The organism is Psychrobacter celer, from assembly GCF_016107555.1.
Classification (GTDB): Bacteria; Pseudomonadota; Gammaproteobacteria; order Pseudomonadales; family Moraxellaceae; genus Psychrobacter; species Psychrobacter celer.
This window is the reverse complement of record NZ_JABASU010000004.1, coordinates 18,972-41,013: the sequence shown is the minus strand read 5'-3', so window position 1 is coordinate 41,013 and position 22,042 is coordinate 18,972. Positions and strand designations below refer to the sequence as shown.

Below are 22,042 nucleotides of genomic sequence, written 5' to 3'. Positions count from 1 at the left end.
GCATAGCTCATAAAGCCTAAACGGCGTATTAAACGAGACAAACCCCAAAAGCTTGCTGTACCTTCTAACATCAATCAAAGCTGGAGCATGGACTTTATGCACGATGCTTTAACCGATGGTCGTGCCATTAGACTCTTTAATGTCATTGATGACTTTAATCGTGAAGCATTAACCATTGAGGTTGACTTCTCGTTGCCAGCTCAAAGAGTGATACGTAGTTTAAATCAGCTTATAGAGTACCGTGGTAAGCCTAATCAAATCAGGTGTGATAATGGCCCTGAATACATCAGTAATGATTTAAAGGATTGGGCAACTAAGCAAGGTATCGTTATTGAATATATCGAGCCTGGTAATCCCCAGCAAAATGCTTATGTTGAACGATTTAATAAAACAGTGCGTTATGATTGGCTTAATCAAGAATTGTTTGATAGTTTAGATCAAGTGAGACAACAAGCCGAAGCTTGAATCAATCACTATAATAACGAAAGACCCAATATGGGTAATGGTGGCTTTACGCCGATTCAGAAATTTAATATGGCAGCTTAGTTCTACTTATTTAGTGTTTTAAATATGGGGGTATTTCCTCTCAATCTAAATAATATCTTTTACTATTTCAGCATTTTAATACTCCAAGATATTGAATAAAGATCATTTTAGAACGTTGAATCTACGTTTCAATTTCAAACCCTACTCTTATTTATTATCGAAATAAGAGCTGCTATATTCAATTATAAAGCTTTATATTTATAACTTATAGATTTGCGAGTATTATCTAATAAAATTCAAATTCCCCTAAAGACCAGGATATTTAAAACTATGACTACTGACAACTCCTCTACTGATAAAAATGAACCTGATGAAGAGCAAGAAATAGATCGTAATATAGATATAGTTGCTTTGAAAAAAATAATTACTACCCTTCAAGCTAGGACTAATAGTTTAGCCGTTGCAATTGAGAAAATCCTTAGTGTACCTACTAATTTAAATATTGCTGAGAGTATGTTACAACATAGCACGTGTTCTGATTCAGAGAAAAACAATAATATTATTTTTTTAGGTGATATCGAACAAAAAACTATTTCGTATTGTGATAATAATTTTAATTTTGATTTAGAAGCTTTCGAAAATTACTCCTTACCTAGCGAATACTTAGATGAGTGTATAGCTACTGGAGAAAATAAGCTTACCTATCTACTAAATCGTTATACAGAAGACGTTTTATCCAAGTTATTTTCAGATTTTGTCAACAATCCTGAAAACTACGCACTTTTTAGAGCTACGATCTCTTCATTTCAAGAGTCGGAGATAGACAGATTGAACTCTAATGTAGAGTCTATAGTTGAAGTATATTTGTATAAAACCATTTCAATTCTGGCTTATCGTTTAGATGTTTATGATGTAGCGCTGATGTACCATGATTTTTTAATGACAACGTATAGTGGGGGAATTATTGAGGTTTCCTACGATAGTGGAAGTTACTTTAAAAGTGAAATATCAAAAAAGAATATTAAAGCAGCTAATGCGGGAGCCAAGGATAAGCGACTCTTTAGGCAGAGGAAGAAGAAACAGTACTTACAAATCATGGAAGAAAAGTCTTTTACTAGCTATGCTAAAACTGCTGAATATATCAAACTAAATATTGACACTGATGAATCGCCAACTTATCGAACGGTAGAAAAATGGTTATCTGAAGCTGATAAAGGAGATTTTTCTTAGTTGTTCAATTCATCTTCTTTTACAGTATGCGCGCACAGTGTACATCATGCACGCACAGTGATTTACGTTACTGCATAGAACACCTAATATTACTTCACAGCACTAGGCAACACCAACTCACAATGCTGTGGAGTAGTATTATGAAATTGAAAAACAAGTTCTTGCGGATGTCCGATCTTGCAAACCAACCTGAGCGTCCAGCTCGTACTTATACCACTGAATCTGGTCAACAGCGTAACGTTACAGCTAGGCCCGCCATACGCGGTATTACTGGGTTTTCCGCTAAACACATTTATCACCTCATAAATGAAAATAGATTCCCTGCACCTATAAAAATAGGACGCGCCAGCCTTTGGCGTGTGTCTGATATAAACAAATGGTTGGATAGTCAATCCTCATCTAACAGTGAGGAGGCATAATCATGAGTAAATACAACAAAGCAACAGCTCTTGAAACTATTGAAGAGCAATCAGTTGACCGAATAAAAAAGCCGAACATCCTGCCAGATGCTCAGCTTTTAGAAACTACTACTGATGACATAGACCAGCCATCATCAGATATTTTACCACAACAAGATTTAAAAATTAGTTCAGATTTAGCACAAATTGCTATTGATAGACTAGCTAAATTATCAGAACTAGATTACGAGCTTGAAAGAACTGAAACCGCGAAATCTCTTAATAATATGTCAGTTCGGTCGCTTGACAAGCTAGTTAATAAAGCTAGAAGTAAGATAAAGTCTGAGGCTTCAGAAAGCTTAGTCGTTGATACTGAGCCATATGCAGAACCGATAACAGATATTGCTTTGGTGGCTAATCAAATATATCAGATATTAGACGATCATATTGCCTGTACTGATGCAGTAAAGATCGCTGTTACGCTATGGATAATATTAACATGGGTCATACCAGCAAGCCATATTTTGCCCATTGCGTGGATTAATGCCCCTGAGAAACGTTGCGGTAAAACTACGCTTTTAATACTAATGAGCCGTTTGAGTAAAAAATCGCTGTCAACATCTAATATTACAAGGTCGGCCCTATATCGTTGCATTGAAACTTATAAACCCACGCTATTTATTGATGAAGCTGATACTTTTATTAATGATGACAAGGAAATGCGAGGCATACTAAATGCAGGGCATAGCCTCCAACTTTCAAAAACTTTACGCTGTGTTGGTGATGATAATGAACCAACTACATTTAATGTTTATTGTGCGAAAGCGATCTCAGGTATTGGTAAAATCCATAGTACACTAATAGATCGTTCAATATCGCTAACTTTGCGTCGAAAAATGAAAAATGAGACAAAAAAACGAGTGCGTGATCTGCCTATAGACTTCACTAACAAAATCCAGTCACAACTTGCGAGGTGGTCTAATGATAATATAGATGCTGTCAAAGCAGCTAAACCCGTGTTGCCACCTTATATCAATGATCGAGCACAAGACAACTGGGAGATTTTGCTAAAAATAGCTATGATGCTAGGTGATGATTGGTTAGAGAAGGCTTATAATGCTTGTATCGAAATCTCTGGTATTGAAAGCGATGAACCTAGTTTAAATGAGCAGCTATTAGCCGATATTCAAACCGTTTTTAATCTATATGGAACAAATAGACTTTTAAGCAGAGATTTGCTTACAGGATTATGTAGAGATACAGAGATGGTTTGGTCAACTCTAAATCATGGCAGGCCTATAACTTTATATCAAATTGCTAGAAGATTAGGTGAATTCAAAATTTCATCTAAAGATATGAGAACGCACGACCTACGCGGTAAGGAAGTGCGAGGTAAAGGGTATGACCTTGATGACTTTCAGGAGACTTTTTCACGTTATCTATCGTAACATTTGCTCTTGTTTTTAGAATCTCTACGAAGGACTGAGGTATGTTGACACATATCTCAGTCCTTTTATTTTGTCTGACCCTATTGTTTGTGCCTTGATCTGAAACAAACCATCTTAGAGTAAGTTGGTACAAGCTTTTAGTGTTTATGCTTTTCTTATCTAAGCATGAGTGTGAGTGTGAGTACATTAGGCCTCATATCTTTATTTCATTACAGCTCTTTAGATTAGTGACGATGTCATCTAGAATAGCTATAAATTTTGCCTTTGCTATACTGCACTCATTCCATAAAGACCAATAGTTGACCCATGAAACTTATAGACAACTTGAACCACAGATTTGGCGATGACATAAAAGAAAATCTGCATGCTAGTTCTAAGCTACAGATAGCGGCCTCATTTTTCTCTATCTATGCTTATGCTGCTTTAAAGCAGGAGCTTAAAAATATCGATGGAATGCAATTTTTATTCACCTCTCCTACCTTTGTACCCAATGATGTTACGGATAAGTTCAAAAAAGAAAAGCGTGAGTTTGTCATTCCTAAGTTTGATAGAGAGGACAGTCTATATGGCACTGAATTTGAGATTCACCTGAGAAACAAACTGACTCAAAAAGCAATTGCTAGAGAATGTGCAGACTGGATACGCAAAAAAGCGGTCTTTAAGTCCAATACTACTAATTCGCCCATGCAAGAATTTGTATGCGTTAAAGACAAGGCATCATCATTTACTTACATGCCTATCCAAGGCTTTACTCCTGTTGGGCTTGGCTATGAAAAAGGCGATGCTGTCTCAAACATGGTCAATCGATTTGATTCAGACTATGCGCTACCCTACCTCAATTTATTTAATCAAATATGGCAAGATCAGAAAAAGGTGACTGATATCACTGATGAGATTGTTCGTCATATCGAATCGGTCTATCAAGAGAACGATCCTGAGCGCATCTACTTTTTGATACTTTACAATATCTTTAAAGAGTTCCTTGAAGACTTAAATGAAGACGTCATGCCTAACGACCTGACAGGTTACCATGACACACTTATCTGGCAAAAGCTCTATAATTTTCAAACAGATGCCGCTGTCGGTATCATTAATAAACTTGAGACCTACAATGGCTGTATTCTAGCGGATAGCGTAGGTTTGGGTAAAACCTTTACCGCACTTGCGGTCGTTAAATATTACGAGCTGCGCAATAAAAGTGTTTTAGTACTTTGCCCTAAAAAGCTTGGCGCTAACTGGACCAACTACAATGCCAATTTAACCACCAATATTTTTGCCAAAGACCGTTTCAACTACGACGTACTCTTTCATACCGATCTATCGAGGAATAGCGGTGAGACTTTGGGCATAGACTTAGCTAAAATCAATTGGGGCAATTACGATTTAGTGGTTATTGATGAGTCGCATAACTTTCGTAACCGAGACAACTTTAAAGACAAAAAGACTCGCTATGACCGCTTAATGGAGCAAGTCATTCAGCAAGGCGTAAAAACAAAAGTACTGATGCTATCGGCCACCCCTGTCAATAACCGCTTTAACGACTTAAAGAACCAGCTCGCTTTAGCATATGAAGGTGATAGTAAGCATCTTGATGATAAACTTGATACCAAGCGCGATATTGAGACTATCTTTAGAAATGCACAAGCCAGTTTTAACAATTGGTCAAAATTACCCGTAGAGCATCGCACCACTAAAGCAATATTAGATATGCTAGACTTTGACTTTTTCAAGCTACTAGATAGTGTCACTATTGCACGCTCTCGCAGACATATTCAGAATTTTTACGATACGAAAGAGGTCGGTCAGTTCCCAAAACGCTTAAAACCACTATCATACCGCTGTGCGATTACAGCAGATGAAAGCATAACCTTCAATCAGATTTATAAGGATTTAGCATCCATTAGAATGGTTGTATATGCGCCTCTCACGTATATTTTTCCTAGTGCTTTAGAAAAGTATGAAGACCTATACGACACTGAGATTGAAGGTAAGGGAAGCCTCAAGCAACAAGATCGTGAAAAAAGCTTACAAGCTTTGATGACAGTTAACCTGCTCAAACGACTAGAGAGCTCTGTGTATGCTTTTCGTCTGACGTTACATAACTTAAAAGACCGCTTAGAGCAAGCGCTGTCTAGTATCGCTGAATATCAAGCTCGAAAAAACAATGATCTGCTATCTATTGATATTGGCACAGGATATGATGACAATGCCCATGACGAAGGACTTGATGAGCCAACCAATCCTAACGATTGGGTGGGCGGCAAACTCAAAGTTCATCTTGATGATATGGATATACTAAGATGGCACACTGATCTACAAGCAGACTATGCGGTGGTCAGACGGCTAATCACTACTGTTAGTACAGTTACACCAGAACGTGATCATAAGCTACAACATCTCAAACAGCATCTGATTGAGAAAATCAATAATCCTATAAACTCAGGTAATCAAAAGGTACTGATCTTCACAGCTTTTGCCGATACTGCTAATTACTTATATGAGCATATAGCGCCAGAACTATTACGCGACTATAGCTTACACACTGCTAAGATAACGGGTACTGACAATCATTCGACTATCAAAAGCATGGTAGGTAGCCGTAAGGGTTACGACATGCAAGGGCTACTGACTCTGTTTTCGCCTAGATCCAAGCAAAAAAGTGAGATCTTTCCAGATGAGACCCGTGAGATAGACATACTTATAGCCACAGACTGTATCTCTGAAGGGCAAAACTTACAAGATTGTGATTACCTTATCAATTATGATATTCACTGGAACCCTGTGCGTATTATTCAGCGCTTCGGACGTATAGACCGCATTGGCTCTAGCAATGAGCAAATACAGCTGGTCAACTACTGGCCAGACATCAGCTTAGATGAGTACATTAATCTACGTGAACGCGTCGAGAATCGCATGATCATTGTCGATATGGCGAGCACAGGTGATGACAATGTACTGAGTACCAAAGCTAATGATATCGCTTACCGCCATGAACAGCTTAAGCGTCTGCAAACGGAAGTCTTAGATTTAGAGGATGCCAATACAGGTGTGTCTATTACTGACTTAGGTCTCAACGATTTTCGTATGGATCTGCTTAGCTATTTGGATGCAAACCCCAACCTAAAGCGTCTGCCTAATGGCTTACACGCGGTCGTCCCTGCCGCTGACGAGTTAGGATTACCAGCTGGCGTCATCTTTGCTCTAAAAGCGCGGCAAGTCTCTACAGTAGACGGTGAAAAGACCAATCAGCTTTACCCTTATTACTTAATGTATATCGATAATGATGGCAATATAATAGCTGACTATACACAAGCGAAGCATCTACTGGGTTTGGCGCGGCAAGCATGCCGTGGACAACCCGAACCTATACTAGCAGTATGCGAGACCTTTAATCAGCGCACCGCTGACGGTCAAGATATGAGCCATTATAGTTTGCTACTCGACTTAACCATTGAAGCGATAAAAAACGTTAAAGCGGATAAAGACATCGACAGTCTATTTAGCGGCATGACGACTACCGCTTTAAAAAACGACTTAAATGAGCTGAATGATTTTGAGCTTATTGGTTTTATCGTAGTAGAAGAGCTTACTTCATCCAATGTTCAACAGACCAGCACGACTAGCGAATTATGATTTTATACCAATACCCGCCCTCAGCTGCCGTTGATAGACCTGTAGCTAAAAAAAGGCTTTACGAACAAGGCGCTGCTAATAGTAAGCTTAAGCAGAAGTTTATCGATCAAGTGGCAAAAATTACATGGGCGTATAAACTATCGGCTGGCACGCTAAACATTCAAACTGATACTTTATTTCAAGAAGTGCAAATATTTAGGATTGTCGCGCGCACCGCTGACATCGATACCAAAATCATAAAATACATCGATAAGCTCATACCGACACCCGTTATTTTTGAAGTGATTTATAACGATAAGGTTCAGGTTGTTGCCACTTATAAACGTGTAAGCCAAGCAGATAAGTCAAAAATCGTACTGAACAAATACTATAGCTCAGAGTGGCTCGCTGATGATCAGCGTGAGCCCCTACCCTTTGTGCTCAATCTATCTGACTTATATACTCATTTGATCGAGCAGTTGCTACCTAGTATTACCAACGATGCGCCTTTAGACCAGCTAAAACCTCCTAGTCAAGCTATTCACCCAAAAGCCATCGACGCTGATACTTCTTCTAATGCTGTGAGTATAGTGGCAAAGGCAGAGCTAAACCCAACGGCTAGAGTCTCTATAAACGCTGGAGCCAGCATAGAGGACAAGCTAAAGCACGTGCAACAAGTAGAGAGCTTGACCAAGCAAATCAGCCAACTGCAAAAAAAGGTCAAAAAAGAGGCTCAATTCAACCGCAAAGTTGAGCTAAATATGCGCCTGCACAAGCTTAAAGATGAGCTCAATCAGCTTATCGCTGAATAACTTCTATAAATAATCATCATACTTTACTCATACTCAATAGCTTTAGGAATATCTAGATGACCAACTCTGCCCTAGCAAACAAAAATGATGACGATATGCTCAGTATGCACAGCCCTAACCTAGTCGATGACAATGTGCAAAAGATCATGGCGCTGTTTCCCAACTGTATTACAGAGTCAAAGGATGAAAACGGTAATCTAAAAAAGGCGGTAGACTTTGATTTACTACGGCAAGAGCTGTCACAGTCGTTGGTTGAGGGCGGGCAAGAGCGCTATCGTTTAGACTGGCCAGGTAAACGCCAAGCGATACTAGAGGCTAACTCGCCTATTGCCAAAACGCTACGTCCTGCTCGTGATGAGAGTGTCAACTTTGACACCACTGAAAATCTATTTATAGAAGGCGATAATTTAGAGGCGTTAAAGCTACTGCAAGAGAGCTATCTCGGTCAGGTCAAAATGATCTATATTGACCCGCCGTACAACACGGGCAATGATTTTATTTATGAAGATGACTTTGCGGAAGATGCAGGAGACTTCTTAGAGCGTTCTGAGCAAGTCGATGAAGAAGGCAATCGTTTAATCACCAATACAGAAAGTAATGGTCGCTTTCATTCGGATTGGTTAACGATGATGTATAGCCGTTTGAAATTGGCTCGTAGTTTGTTGAAAGATGATGGTGTTATTTTTATTTCTATTGATGATAACGAGATTTATAACTTAAGAAAAATCTGCAATGAAATCTTTGGAATAAACAACTTTTTAGCTGAAATTGTTTGGCAACATAGTGTTCAACCCAAAGGCTATACTGGCAAATTTTCTATCCACCACAACTACATTCTAGTCTTTCAGAAAAGCGATAATTTCGAGCTACAACTACTAGAACGTACAGAGGAACACAACAAAAACTACTCAAATCCAGATAATGATCCTAATGGTAAATGGAGAGCAGGAGATGTACGAAATGCTCTATACAGACCTAATTTAATATATAACATCAAGACACCCTCAGGAAAAACTATCTCGCCACCTGAAAAAGGATGGAGATGGAGTCAGGATACGTTGAACAAAAAAATAGAATCTGGAGAAGTTGTTTTTAACGAAGATGAGACTAAAATAACACGTAAAATTTACTTAAAAAATCTAGATGGGCGAACTCCTGAAACACTATGGTTTGGGAAAGATTGTGGCACCACAAGAAGCGCAGCAGGACAAATTAAAAGCTTATTCGAATCAAAAGCTGTGTTCGATACACCAAAGCCCCTAGAATTACTCAGCCATATTTTTCAGATTTCGATTAAAGAGAATGACTTAGTTTTAGACTTCTTTGCAGGCTCATCTACTACTGCGCATGCTCTTATTGAGTTAAATGCACAAGATAATGGAAACCGTAAATTTATTATGGTTCAGCTTCCTGAGAAAACTGCTGAAGACTCTGTTGGAAATAAAGCAGGTTATTCTACTATCGCTGAGATATCGAAAGAACGTATCCGACGAGCAGGTAAAATGATCGTAGAGGACAACCAAGATAAAGACGGTATCGACGACCTAGATATTGGCTTTCGAGTGCTAAAAATCGATGAAACCAATATGAAAAAGGTCTATTACACACCTGACGAATACTCACAAGCAGAGCTTGATAACCTAGAGTCGCATATCAAAGAAGACCGCACGGGCGAGGACTTACTCTTCCAAGTCATGCTCGATTGGGGCGTGCCGTTATCCTTACCCATTGAGACCAAACAGATTCAGGGCAGTACCGTCTATTATGTCGGTATCAACAGCCTAGTTGCGTGTTTTGATACACTAACGACTGACCTAGTAGATGAAGTATCAAAGGACGAGCCTCTCAAGTTTGTCTCAAGCGAGCTGGCGATCACCCATGACCAAGACAAGACCAACATCAAAGCACGTTTTGCGCAGTTATCACCTGATACGCAAGTGAAGTTCATCTAAGGGGCGAAAACATGGAAATTAAATTTAAAGAGCTCCAGTATCAGCTAGACGCCGTCAATGCCGTTGCAGACTGCTTTAAGGGGCAACCAAAAGAGATTGCACAGCGATATACTATTGACCAAGGCAAGCAAAAGCTACCCGTCAAGCCAACGGGCGAGAGCTTGCCTTTATTTAGCGAGGATGAGCTGGCGAGCACTGAGCAGTCCTCATTATTCGATGAGCTACATATCGGCTATGCCAATGCCCCGATTAATGACTTATCAGCGGTATTGCAAAACATTCAAAGTGTGCAGGCAAGCCAAGGTTTACGCCAGTCATCTGAACTTATTACCGATGATACCTCGACCAAAGGCGGTAAAGGTCAAAACCTAACCACTAGCCCTATCAACCTAAACATTGAGATGGAGACAGGCACAGGTAAAACGTACTGCTATATTCGCTCTATGATGGAGCTAAATAAGCGCTATGGCTGGTCAAAATTCATCATCGTCGTGCCCAGTATTGCCATCCGTGAAGGCGTGGCAAAGACCTTTGAGATGACCGCTGATCACTTCCAAGAGATTTATGGGAAAAAGCCACGCTCATTTGTCTATAACTCTGACCAACTGCATGAGCTTGAAACTTTTAGCTCAGACGCTAGCGTCAACGTAATGATTATTAATATCCAAGCTTTTAACTCACGTAGTAAGAGCAATCGCCGTATCTATGATGAGCTAGATGATTTTGGTTCCCGTCGCCCTATCGACGTGATACGCCGTAACCGCCCTATCGTCATTATTGATGAGCCCCAAAAGCTAGGTTCTGAAAATGCGCTCAAGTCTTTGGCTGAGTTTGATCCCTTGTTTATTATGCGTTATTCGGCGACCCATAAACGCGACTACAATCTGATTTATCGTTTAGATGCACTGGATGCCTATAATCAGAAACTTGTCAAAAAGATTACCGTCAAAGGGGTTGAAGTTAAAGGTTTGTCAGGTGCTCATGGCTACTTATATCTACAGGATATAGAAATATCTTCATCCGACCCTACTGCCAGACTTGATATCGAAGAGAAGACCAAATCAGGCGTCAAACGCCGTATCCGCCGTGTCAAAAAAGGCGATGATCTCTATACCCTATCTAAGCAAGCTGAACAGTATAAAGACCGTTATGTGGTTGCTGAGATTGATGCACGTGATCAATCATTGACGTTTACTAATGGTATCAAAATTTATGTTGGTCAAGCACTCGGTCAAATCGATGAAACGCTTATGCGTACTATTCAGATACGAGAGACCATCCGCGCCCACTTAGAAAAAGAACGAGTGCTGTTTAATCAAGGCCTCAAGGTTCTGAGCCTATTCTTTATCGATGAAGTCGCAAAATACCGTCAGTACGATGACCAAGGTAACCGTGTTGATGGTGAGTATGCGCAAATATTCGTTGAACAGTACAATCAAATCGTTGAGGATATGATAGGGCTAAATATAGACAATGATCCTTACATCGACTACCTACGCAATATTGATGTCGATCATACTCATAATGGCTATTTCTCAGTCGATAAAAAAAGCCAGCAGATGATCGATCCCAAAACCAAAAACTTTGTCGATGAAGAGCTGGGCGGTAAAGTCAGTCTAACCGACGATATCGATGCTTACGACCTTATTTTAAAAGATAAAGAGACGCTACTCTCCTTCCCTCAGCCAAATGACTCAGAGGAGACACGCCATAAGAAAAACGTTCGCTTTATCTTCTCACATTCGGCACTAAGAGAAGGATGGGATAATCCAAACGTGTTTGTTATTTGCACCCTAAAGCATTCTGAAAACACCATCTCTCGCCGGCAGGAAGTCGGACGTGGCTTGCGTTTGGCAGTACGCAGTGACGGTATGCGTATGGACGCCAATCACTTATCTAAAGGTGATATCCATCTTATAAACAACCTTACCGTTGTCACTAATGAAAGCTACACCGACTTTGTGACTAACTTGCAGAAAGAGCTGGCAGCGGCCTTGTCTAGCAGACCTACCAAAGCAACGAAAGACTACTTTAACAATAAGATACTGACGTTAGATGATGGTAGCAAGCATGAAGTCAGCGAGCGTGAAGCTGATATGATTGTCCATTACCTTATCAAGAATGATTATATAGATTTTGATAAGCATATTACTGATAGCTATCACGAAGCGATTAATAACGATGGCCTAGCACCACTGCCTGAGGCTCTCAAACCTTATAGCGATCAAATTATAAAATTAATCGGTGGCATCTTTGATCCCAAAGCACTTGAAGATATGACGGACAATGATAATAAGACCACACATAACCCAATCAATGAAAACAACCTCAAAAGAAAAGAGTTCTTAGCGCTATGGAACCGTATTAACCATAAAGCAGTATTTGAGATTCAGATTGATAGTGTTAAGCTCATAAGCCAAAGTATTGCAGCTATCGAAGCGGCCGCAAAGAAAAGAAACAACAACTTTGTAGAAACGCTTAGCTATAAGCTTGCTGAGTCTACTCAGCGTGACACCATCTCTCATGAAGAGTTGGTTGATAAGCAGTCGTTTAGCAACCCTACTACTTCAACTGAATCCGCAAATACTTCTATACGTTCACAGGTGAAATACGACTTGATAGGCTCACTTAGTGAGCAGACCGACCTTACTCGTCGTAGTATCGTGGCGATTTTGAAAGGTATCAATAATGCTATTTTTGCGCAGTTCAAGAATAATCCTGAAGCCTTTATTCGTGAAGTTGCTCGCCTAATTAACGAAGCACGAATCAGAATGGTCATCCAAGGGCTTACTTATTATACGACTGACCAAACCTACCCACTTAATGAAGTTTTTGTGTCCAATCAAAAAATTCCTAGTGACTCGCTAAAAGTGAGCCGACATGTATTTGATTACGTGAAGACAGACTCTGGAAAAGAACGAGAGTTTGCTCTTGAACTAGAAGGTGCTGTTGACGATGTAGCGGTATATGCGAAGTTACCTGATAGATTCAAAATACCGACCCCTGTAGGCGACTACAACCCTGATTGGGCCATTGCGTTTAACGAAGGTAAAGTGCGTCACATTTATTTTGTGGCTGAAACAAAAGGCTCAATGATAGACGCGGATTTACGTGAAAAAGAAAAGTATCGCATCGAGAGCGCTAAAAAATTCTTTGAGGCAATAAATATGAAAGCTGGCGAGAATAATGACCTTGCAGATCAGACTGTGAAATATGACGTGATTGATAGCTTTGATGAATTATTGAAGTTGGTCGGGTAGAGCGATAGGCTTTATCATATATGAAAACCACTAAGCCTTACTCCTGGGCTTAGTAGACTTTTACTATTTTTAGCTTTTCTCAGTTGGGTTGGTTGATATTGAGGTTTGCACCTTTATACGTGACAACGTGACATGCTATTAGATACGTACCTTTCAGCAGATTATAAGCGATGAAAGGTATTAATAAGTCATGCATCCAAACAGCCTGTGAAGCCATACAATATATGAGTTGTCACGGTGTCACGTTAAAACCACCTGCCCTATACCCCTCTCTATTATTACCGAAGACTCAATATTCTGAGTAAATACAGAAGAACGCTAATACTAAAGGCAAATCGAAGCTCGATCCTCTAATAATGAGATGATTAGAGGATCGAGCTTCGATTTGTAGAATATTTGAAATGGCTTATCAGTAATCACCTTATGTAGGTTACCTAAAACGAATAGCGATTCAAACTGTCATGTTTAATAAGGATGAACACAATGTAAATTATTATATTTAATATTAATAATACACTGCATGCAGGTTCAGTTTAATATTTAGTCATAATGACACGTAATAGTATTTTTCTGAGTACTGTAAACTGCGCCTCTATCCGCCATTTCACCCCAGTATTCCATAGCACGGGTAGTAAAGTTTGGCCAAATAGCTGCCACATCTGCATTTGATGCAAACTTTAAAACATCTTCACCACCTGATGATTCGGCTCTAAATTTAAATATATATCCATCTAATGGTTGATTACGATATTTTATACCGTCTATAAAATCAACGTAATACTCAATATATTCTGGCCCCTCAACCATTTTTACATCCTTGATAATGTTGCGATGCTCTTGCGACCATTGTGATTTAGGCTTTATGAAGTAAGTATAGTTTTTTGATCCTTTGATACTTTCTGATAATGACTGGCCTTTTAAAAGCTCAAAACCTAATTGATCGCCAGTACAAGCGTCTTCCATCCAGCCAAAACGATAGACCATATCACTAGTTGGTATAGTTTGTGGCTTACTTGCTGCAGAGGTAGCAACAGTTTTCGTAGTCTGTTTTGGTGCTCCACCTAAACCCAGCCTAACCCCCTCTGCTGCGCCTCCTACAACTTCTGTGACTAAGGAGCCCATACTTTTTGCTACTGTACTGCCCATTGTCTGACTTTCAGCGCAGCCTGATAAAGCAATAAGGCTGCTAATAGCAACCACTGATAACAAGTGATTTGATGTCATAATACTAACTCTCGAATGATTAAATAATTGTCGGTAGATAATAGCAAATATTTGCCGACAACTTAACTATTTGTCTGCTCAAACTGAACTTTATTTTCATGATATTTACTTTGTTCTAATTTTCATGCTTAATCTGGTTTTAGTTCTATTCATAGCCTGACAAAGCCTTTCATGACATGCCAGTATATGCATGAAGTGCGCGTTGTGGTCATCAACTGCAATATCTAACTAGATAGAGTATTTTAGTCACCATATACCCCTACACCCTTTTTTACCGTGACAAAGTGACAACCCTTATGCTCTATAGTATTCAGAGTAAAATTATCCGTGACAACCTCTCGGTCAAACAATTTTAAAATTAGCTTCTAGCCCTTACAATATATGACTTGTCGCTCTGTCACCTTGCTCTTACGCCCTACTCGAATAAATCAGCCTAATAACGACTACAAGTTACATAAAAAAGTAATCACTCAGAACTATAAAAGTCTCTAGTTTTCAATGAGTATCATCAGTAAATAACCAAAATATTTCATCACTCCCGAAGAGCCATAATAATCATCCGTCATAGCTAAATTCTTATCAGAACGCTTACGTTTTTTCTGTACCACTCGCACTTCATAACCATGGAAACTCTCACGATCACCGATACGTATTGAGATATCGAGCCCTAGATCTTTTTTAATCTTTCGTACTGCTTGCTCGCTATGCGCTCTAATCTGCCAATGACTGGCATCTATCAATTGACAACCTACTGCCATAAAATTCTGTAGCATCTCAATCTGGGTCTCTTTAATCCCAAAATGAATCGATGAGGTATTTAAGTTTTGTTTAACAAAAAATATTTTTACAAAATCTTGAAGCTCATCAGGACCATTAATAGACATCTGATATACTCGATCCAGGGCTGTCACTAACAACTCTTGGTTTTTATGTCCTGTCGGCGCATTCAAAAGCAATTTACCATCAGTAAAAATCTGACTGGCTCTATCGTAAATCTGTCTAGCATCATTGACAGAGATACCATGCCGAAGTGCGATCTCTGCCAACCGATCTGCTCTTTTATCAACGCTTATTTCTTGAAGCTCCTCTAATAGTGCAATCACATCATAAATTTTAGGATGGATAAATATAGACGGTCGAGTGTTCGCTGCGTCATTTTGTGTGTTTTGCTTATAATCTGTATTAGCTGGTGTTCTGTTGTCATCGAATAAAATACTCTTGTTAGCAACCTTACTGATTAAATAGCCACGCATCTTATCAAGATGTACCTGTTTAGTGCTAGCAGCATAAGCCCTGTCATCCTGTCTATTCACTGTCTGATAACCAATACCTGTCACCATCTCAAATACGGTTATAGGCATAGCAAGCTTAGCCTTACTCATCTGCCACCCAGCCAGCAAATGAGCGGTATGAATATAGTATTCAAATGTAGTGTCTGGCGTTAGATGCCCAGCAAGGCTAGCTAATCCAAACCACATCCCCTTTTTTTTGTTATTAGCAAGCACAGCGCTAACGATAGCGTCGCTATGGGCTATATCATAATCTGTCATCACCTGTGCAAGTGGTGAGCCGCTTGACACCAATGCCAGCTGACTAATAGCAGTATGCCGAAAGCTATGAAAGGTAAAGTCGTGGGCAATTAGCAATCTATCCCATATTATTTTCATCATATTACTGAAAAACACAGATGGTAGTGGCTGATCGCCTGAGCCTTGTGAGAATAAATAACGGCGCTTCAACCTTTTTTGTTGATAATAGAATGCGATGAACAGCTTTAACTCATCATCCTTGAAAAGACTATCTATCGGTATAACCCGTTTGGCACTACTGCTTTTGAGCCTACGATAGCGATTGGGTTTGAGGATTATTTTAGGTACTTCAATTACTTGACCATTAATAAACCCTATATCTACAATATCACCGACTTTGATGCCTATTATTTCATTAATACGCATGCCAGTGCGATAAGCAAGCGCTAAAACAATCAAACAAAGTGGCTTTTGATCAATCTCTAACTCTGATGACTGCACATACTCTTTCATCGCATAATAAATACGAGGTGATATTATATTAGCTTTAACAACTTGCCGATTACTCCCCCATGGGAAATAGACATAAGGCGCATCAAAGTGCATACGCTGGTAATCGTGAAATGCTTTTAGACGACCATAAGTAAATTTCTGACTATCTTTTAAACGATCAAGATAGGAGAGCGGTTGACCAGCATTATTATCATTATCTATACCACTAGAAATATCATCATCAAACTCTGATGACTTGCTCAGCACAGATACCCTGCGGCCATCTTTTACCTTACTTTGAATAATCTGCTCGTAAACTTCCTCAAAGTCACTGCCCTCCCACTGATCAACATCCTCATCCACCGTCAGCATCAGCCAGTCGCGGCCAATGCAGCCAATATACTTACTGATGGTATTAAGCCGAATGCTATGATCACCAAGTAAAGACAGCGCCCAGCTCAGTAGACGCTGAACATTGGGCTGGCTAGCATCTGCCTTTAACATTGTAATAGTGGAAATAGCGGTGTTTCTAGTCAATTTGAGCGTATCTTGTAGCTCTTTGATCAGATTTTTACTAAAACTAGGGTAGTTTATGGTACTACTTTGGCTATTCGACTTTATCGATGATTGATAGCTGGCATCAAACAGCTCAGACCACTCGAGTGGCTCAGGACTTGGTTTAATTACTTCTTTGTTATAATTAATGAGCTTATCCGTAGGCAAGCCCGTCGTCTTTATATCGCCTTGCTTCACCACGGCAAGCGCACCATCAATCAGACTACCCTCTAGCTGTCGCCAGTGGTAGTTGGCATGTTTGATGAGCAGTGAGTGCTGCGGGCGATCAATATCTTTATTGGTGAGTTTAAGCATTTTTGAGATATCGTTGATTATGGTACTAAACGGCTTTATCTTGGCAGTGTTTAACTCTTTATCCTTTAGAGCATATAAAAAACACAGGCTCATATCATCGGGAACATAATCAACAAAACGGTGTAAGCTTTCGCTGTCATCTAGCGTAGTTCCATAATTATCATCACGCACTCTAAGCGGTATTATAGCCAAATATTCTACTCTGCTTTTTTCATCAGTCGCTGGCATGTTAATTTTATACATACAGCGCTCACCAAACAGCCAATCATAGAACGCTCTTAGCACCTCAATGTCGTTAATACCGCCATACACGATGCTGCAATACAGGAACCCCTCAACCAAGTCACTCACTGAAAAACGCCGCTTTCGTTGCCAAACCTCTATCATTGTCGCGCTACTGTCTGCTACAGCGCGTCCATTCACAAACCAGTCATAGTTAATGGTCAAGCGTTCACGAGTCGCCAGTATCGGTACCACAGGCTCATTAAGGTATATCTGGTGAGCTTTATTATAATCACGAACAAACTCTAAGAACCCGCGCCGCGCCAATTGGAAGTTTTGAGCGGTGTCGAACGTCCCTTCTAGTAACTGGTTAATCGCTTCATAATGATGCTGCAGCTCACAAGGCAGTTGCATAGAATTTTGATTGATATATTCTTCGATTAATTTTTTAGCATCACGCTTGATACTCTTTTTAGCCTCTTCTCTATTAAGCTGTCGCAGTTTATGAGCGCTAACATTATCCATATAGACGAACCTCAATTTGTTTTAAGTGAAGATCTGTAGCAATCGCATCTAAATGAGGACTGAGCTGGTGCAGCTGATTGATAGAGCTTGATGACATCGGGTGCATAAATTCCTGATCAGCATGTTCGTGACCGTAAAGCGCGCAAATCAGATAGTCAGACACTCGCCCTGTGAGCATAGATCTCAGCTGATGACGCAGCCAGTTATCCTGATGGCTAAAAAAGTCTTGCAACTGATAACGAACTCGGCTTGGCGTAATACTGGCAAAGCCTTTTGGATTTTTTTGGTAAATTTGAATGAGGGGTTGTTCTGATTGCAAGATGTCATTGATAGGATAAGGCGCCGCTGGACATAATGAATTATAGATGGCAGCAAATTGCTTAATATAAATAATGTAGTTTTGAATAGCCGTTATCAAAAACTTGCTAAGAGGAATGAGCCTGCCATCAGACTGCGCATGACGCTCTTCTTTGTCAGATACCCATAGCATGCACCGCTGAAAGTCAAACTGATGTAGCAAGCCTGGTGCGTGCTTGACCGGGCGAATTCCGGTTTGAATCATGACAATATGCCACAACCAAATACTATAGCTATTAAACTGCGCAATATAGCGATCCATGTGGGACTTTAGCTTGCCATTAAAGCTCTCGGTACTGACAGCCAGTTGACTAAAGAACTGCTGACACATTATGGTCTTTAGTGTCATATCACTACCAATGTGGCTTTTATGCCCGTTCATCGGTACGCTACACTCATCTATTAAAAGTGCTTTTTGCTCATCATTGCAGTATTCAGTTATCAGCTCCACCGCTTTTATATAAGTTTGCTCTAGCTCTACCGTTTTAGTGCTAGTGTAATACAGCGCAGAACTATGCCTTACATCAACGCCTGTAATCAGGTCGGCATGTAAGGGCTTATTAAGTTCGTTTTTGATAAGGATAAATAGCCCTGCTTCAATATACTGGGGACTCAGTACTGGCAGGTTCAATATATCTTTAGCGTAAGAGATAGCGGCTTTAACAGTATCGGATGAAACGGTAATTTTATCCTCAAGCATAATCTGTAAAGCTTCAGGAAGTGCGCGATAAAAGGTACCGCCATAGCTTTGTCTATGGGCAAGCAGATGACTTCGAGTATTAGTGGTCACATCAATCGTGATGGCGATACTACTGACTTTACGGACACGGTCATAGACGAAATACTGCCGTTGACTGTGACTGCATTGCCAATCAGCAATGATGCTATCAATACTAAGACCGCTTAACAGTGATAGTATTAAAACGGCATACCCAGTGCCACTCTCTTTATCAACACTCATAAAGCGCTGCCAAAGCGTAGCAAATAGCATCTGGTATCCAGTAATGCTTAGCTGACGATGATTGGTTGGGAAATGAAATTGATTACGGCGGGCGTGTTGATGGTTGTTTTTTAATCGCCACTGCTGCAGCTCAGAGGATTTAGCAATTTGTGTGGCTGGCTTAAAGTTATTGTCTAGCAAGGGTACTTCATCGTCATCGGCAATATTTTCAGCAATTGCCACGTTACTGTGCTTTTTTGATTGTTTCGTACCAAACACTATTCTTTGTAGCGGCTCACCATCGATATGCGCAACTGTCTTGGTGACTGTTTGAGCCGACTTTGTACGTTTAGTGTCCTTAGTATAGGTTTTGCCAACAAAGGTTTTATTATCGATTGCTACCTCATAAGCCAGCCTGATTTGACCAATTTTACTACCAAGATATTGATTGGCTGTTTTACCTTCTGCTACTCCCTGTTTGACGCTTGCTTCATATTGTCTGATAGCAGATAAGCATGAGGATAGGCCATTGCAATGAGCGTGAATGCTGATTAACTGGTCGAGAATGCCACGTTGTGGATCATTAGGTCTTAGCGCCATACGAACACGCACACCAAGCTTATCTATTTTGGCAAAGTGCTTATCATGGCGTGCTGTGATCATGAATATCACTTTTAAGTAGCCGCTCATAAACCGCCAAGCGTTACTCCTAATGTCTATGGCACCATACGCCTGATAAAAGACAATTAGCATATAGGTAACCGCCCACACGCCTGTTTTGCCTTGCCGAGTGATTTGATTCATCACATCTACACAGTCTAACCCAGTAAAGTCTGCAAAATTAGGTTCTGGTGTTGATTGTAATGAATCAATATCATCATCTGGCACTAAACTTATCACATCGATCATAAGCTGAGACATTTGTATGTGATGTGGTGAATCTATTGGGATAAGCTTATCCAACACTCGCCTGTCGGTCACATCATTAAATAATTTAGTGTGCCCCATAAGATGCATCCATCCAATTCAGGTTTTTGGGCAGCCCCAGCATCACCTCATCATTGGCTAATTTACACTGCTGATACTCATAAGCACTTTGGCTGATACCAGCGAACCTACAATAATTATCTACCGTCAGACGCTCAATATTCATGAGCTCGCAAATAATACTTTTTGGTGCACTAGAGCTTAAAGCCTTTAGAAACTCAGGGTGATTAATTCCCCTTGAAAAAGCCAGTTCGACAACCTCACTCCAAGCTAAGCGCTTAATATCTCTCAGGCTTTCAGCGGCAACTAAGCAAGGCTGACGTGAATTCATCTCTTCTATTAGAATTTCATCAAACCTTCTAAACTCATTAAAAAAATAATAAGTTTCGTTTTTATCATTTACCAAGCGTAGTGGTGGTCGATAATAATCATCCAAGCTAGCCATATTTATACTAGCTATTCTTGGCCTAAATTGATGCCATATCAACAATGCCTTTTGCGCATCTTGATGAACAACCAAATTATATTTACTGAAAGTTATAAACTTCTGAGTAGGCTTTAGATGAATGTTATTCATTTTACTATTCATAATAGTGAATTATATTAATTATGATATGTTATCACTTATCAATTGTAAAGCCTTTAATATTGCTGTTATATTTTTATCCCTATCCAACTAAAATACTGATTCACAACCATTTTTTAGACAAAAAAATACTCCCTAACCCATGACAAATAAAGGTATAAAGAGTATTTAAACATTTCAATTTTAGTTAGGTGAGGAGGTTAACGTCTTATATCAGTAGACCTTCCTATCAAGCTTAGTTCTCTTCATTAACATCGGGAACATACTTCAAAATATCCCCTGGGGTGACTTTTAATACTTGGCACAACTTACTCAGGGTATCGAATTCTATGCGAGTTGTCTCATCGTTATAAATTCTATGAAGCGTTGACTTGCTGATGTCCGTCATCCTTACTAAATCTGCAACTCGCAATCTTCTTTCCGCTAAAAGCACTGGTAGATTACATGAAATCACAATAAAATCCTTATTGGTAAGTAAAAAATACTTGCCAGTGACTACTTTTCTGTTAAAATAATACTCGTTGGCAATAACTAAGTTTCCGTCAAAAAATATTTTGTGCTGACTAACGCTTCATTATGTCATAGACTCATCTTACTGCTCAATAGCTGGCTAACTATGATGGGTGCGACTTGTTCGATAGATATAGTGACTATAAAAATGTGACACTAATCATAGTCATTCTGCCATCAAAAAGGAGTATATTGTGGGCATCAGGATTGAATGGAGCATGACACAAAATGCTTGGGACAAACGAGTCTGTGAAGATTACTGGGCCTATAATCATAAAATCAGCTATTTAGATTATGTGCGTATGCTCTGTCAAAAATACAATATTAGCTCGCAAACATTGTTTGAAACTATAGGCCAATGCTATGCTTGCTTAGATGATGTGTGCTGTGAATATTGTGGGAGCGCCTGTCCTATTGAGGTACCTGCTGATATCGCCTGTATGCGGGCAAAAGAGAGTTGGTTTTGTGCAGTATGTGAGCATGCTATGTGGAGAAGTGACTTCATTAGCAAATAAATAATCAAATCTACTTTTTGCTAAAAAACTGATGTTTTTATCTGACCTAATCAATCCCTCTCACTCAAAAGAGGGCGTTCAAAACTC

Annotated in this window: 12 protein-coding genes and 1 pseudogene; 8 read left to right on the top strand and 5 right to left on the bottom strand. The window is 39.7% G+C overall.

What is annotated here, in order from left to right:
• Positions 1 to 9: 9 nt before the first annotated feature.
• The 8 genes and pseudogenes from JFC05_RS03355 to JFC05_RS03320 form a co-directional block, all read left to right on the top strand.
• A pseudogene (locus tag JFC05_RS03355) lies at positions 10 to 546 on the top strand (integrase core domain-containing protein); the annotation flags it as partial.
• Between the two features lie 270 nt (positions 547 to 816).
• The gene (locus JFC05_RS03350; RefSeq protein ID WP_198335770.1) at positions 817 to 1,716 is read left to right on the top strand and encodes a hypothetical protein; all 900 of its coding nucleotides are present in this window, start codon (positions 817 to 819) and stop codon (positions 1,714 to 1,716) included.
• 140 nt (positions 1,717 to 1,856) lie between these two features.
• Positions 1,857 to 2,135: a helix-turn-helix transcriptional regulator gene (locus JFC05_RS03345; RefSeq protein WP_198335769.1), complete on the top strand. Its 279-nt coding sequence runs from the start codon at positions 1,857 to 1,859 to the stop codon at positions 2,133 to 2,135.
• A 2-nt stretch (positions 2,136 to 2,137) separates the two neighbouring features.
• Positions 2,138 to 3,562, top strand: coding sequence for a DUF3631 domain-containing protein (locus JFC05_RS03340; RefSeq protein ID WP_198335768.1), 1,425 nt, complete (start codon positions 2,138 to 2,140; stop codon positions 3,560 to 3,562).
• 306 nt (positions 3,563 to 3,868) lie between these two features.
• Positions 3,869 to 7,195, top strand: coding sequence for a helicase-related protein (locus JFC05_RS03335; RefSeq protein WP_198335767.1), 3,327 nt, complete (start codon positions 3,869 to 3,871; stop codon positions 7,193 to 7,195).
• Positions 7,192 to 7,986, top strand: a complete 795-nt coding sequence (locus JFC05_RS03330; protein WP_198335766.1) for a DUF4391 domain-containing protein — start codon at positions 7,192 to 7,194, stop codon at positions 7,984 to 7,986. The genes JFC05_RS03335 and JFC05_RS03330 overlap by 4 nt, the downstream gene beginning before the upstream one ends.
• 56 nt (positions 7,987 to 8,042) lie before the next feature.
• On the top strand, positions 8,043 to 9,938 hold the full coding sequence (locus JFC05_RS03325; protein WP_227697385.1) for a site-specific DNA-methyltransferase: 1,896 nt from the start codon (positions 8,043 to 8,045) through the stop codon (positions 9,936 to 9,938).
• A gap of 11 nt (positions 9,939 to 9,949) precedes the next feature.
• On the top strand, positions 9,950 to 13,198 hold the full coding sequence (locus JFC05_RS03320; RefSeq protein ID WP_198335765.1) for a type III restriction-modification system endonuclease: 3,249 nt from the start codon (positions 9,950 to 9,952) through the stop codon (positions 13,196 to 13,198).
• 540 nt (positions 13,199 to 13,738) lie between these two features.
• Here JFC05_RS03320 and JFC05_RS03315 read toward each other — a convergent pair.
• From JFC05_RS03315 to JFC05_RS03295, 5 genes are all read right to left on the bottom strand, one after another.
• A complete protein-coding gene (locus JFC05_RS03315) occupies positions 13,739 to 14,422 on the bottom strand; it encodes a hypothetical protein (RefSeq protein ID WP_198335764.1) in 684 nt (227 codons plus the stop codon).
• Between the two features lie 488 nt (positions 14,423 to 14,910).
• Positions 14,911 to 17,556, bottom strand: coding sequence for a tyrosine-type recombinase/integrase (locus JFC05_RS03310; protein ID WP_198335763.1), 2,646 nt, complete (start codon positions 17,554 to 17,556; stop codon positions 14,911 to 14,913).
• A 496-nt stretch (positions 17,557 to 18,052) separates the two neighbouring features.
• On the bottom strand, positions 18,053 to 20,365 hold the full coding sequence (locus JFC05_RS03305) for a hypothetical protein (protein ID WP_198335762.1): 2,313 nt from the start codon (positions 20,363 to 20,365) through the stop codon (positions 18,053 to 18,055).
• A complete protein-coding gene (locus JFC05_RS03300) occupies positions 20,352 to 20,921 on the bottom strand; it encodes a hypothetical protein (RefSeq protein ID WP_198335761.1) in 570 nt (189 codons plus the stop codon). Before JFC05_RS03300 ends, JFC05_RS03305 begins: the two co-directional genes overlap by 14 nt.
• Before the next feature lie 244 nt (positions 20,922 to 21,165).
• A complete protein-coding gene (locus tag JFC05_RS03295; protein WP_198335760.1) occupies positions 21,166 to 21,384 on the bottom strand; it encodes a helix-turn-helix domain-containing protein in 219 nt (72 codons plus the stop codon).
• Between the last annotated feature and the right edge of the window lie 658 nt (positions 21,385 to 22,042).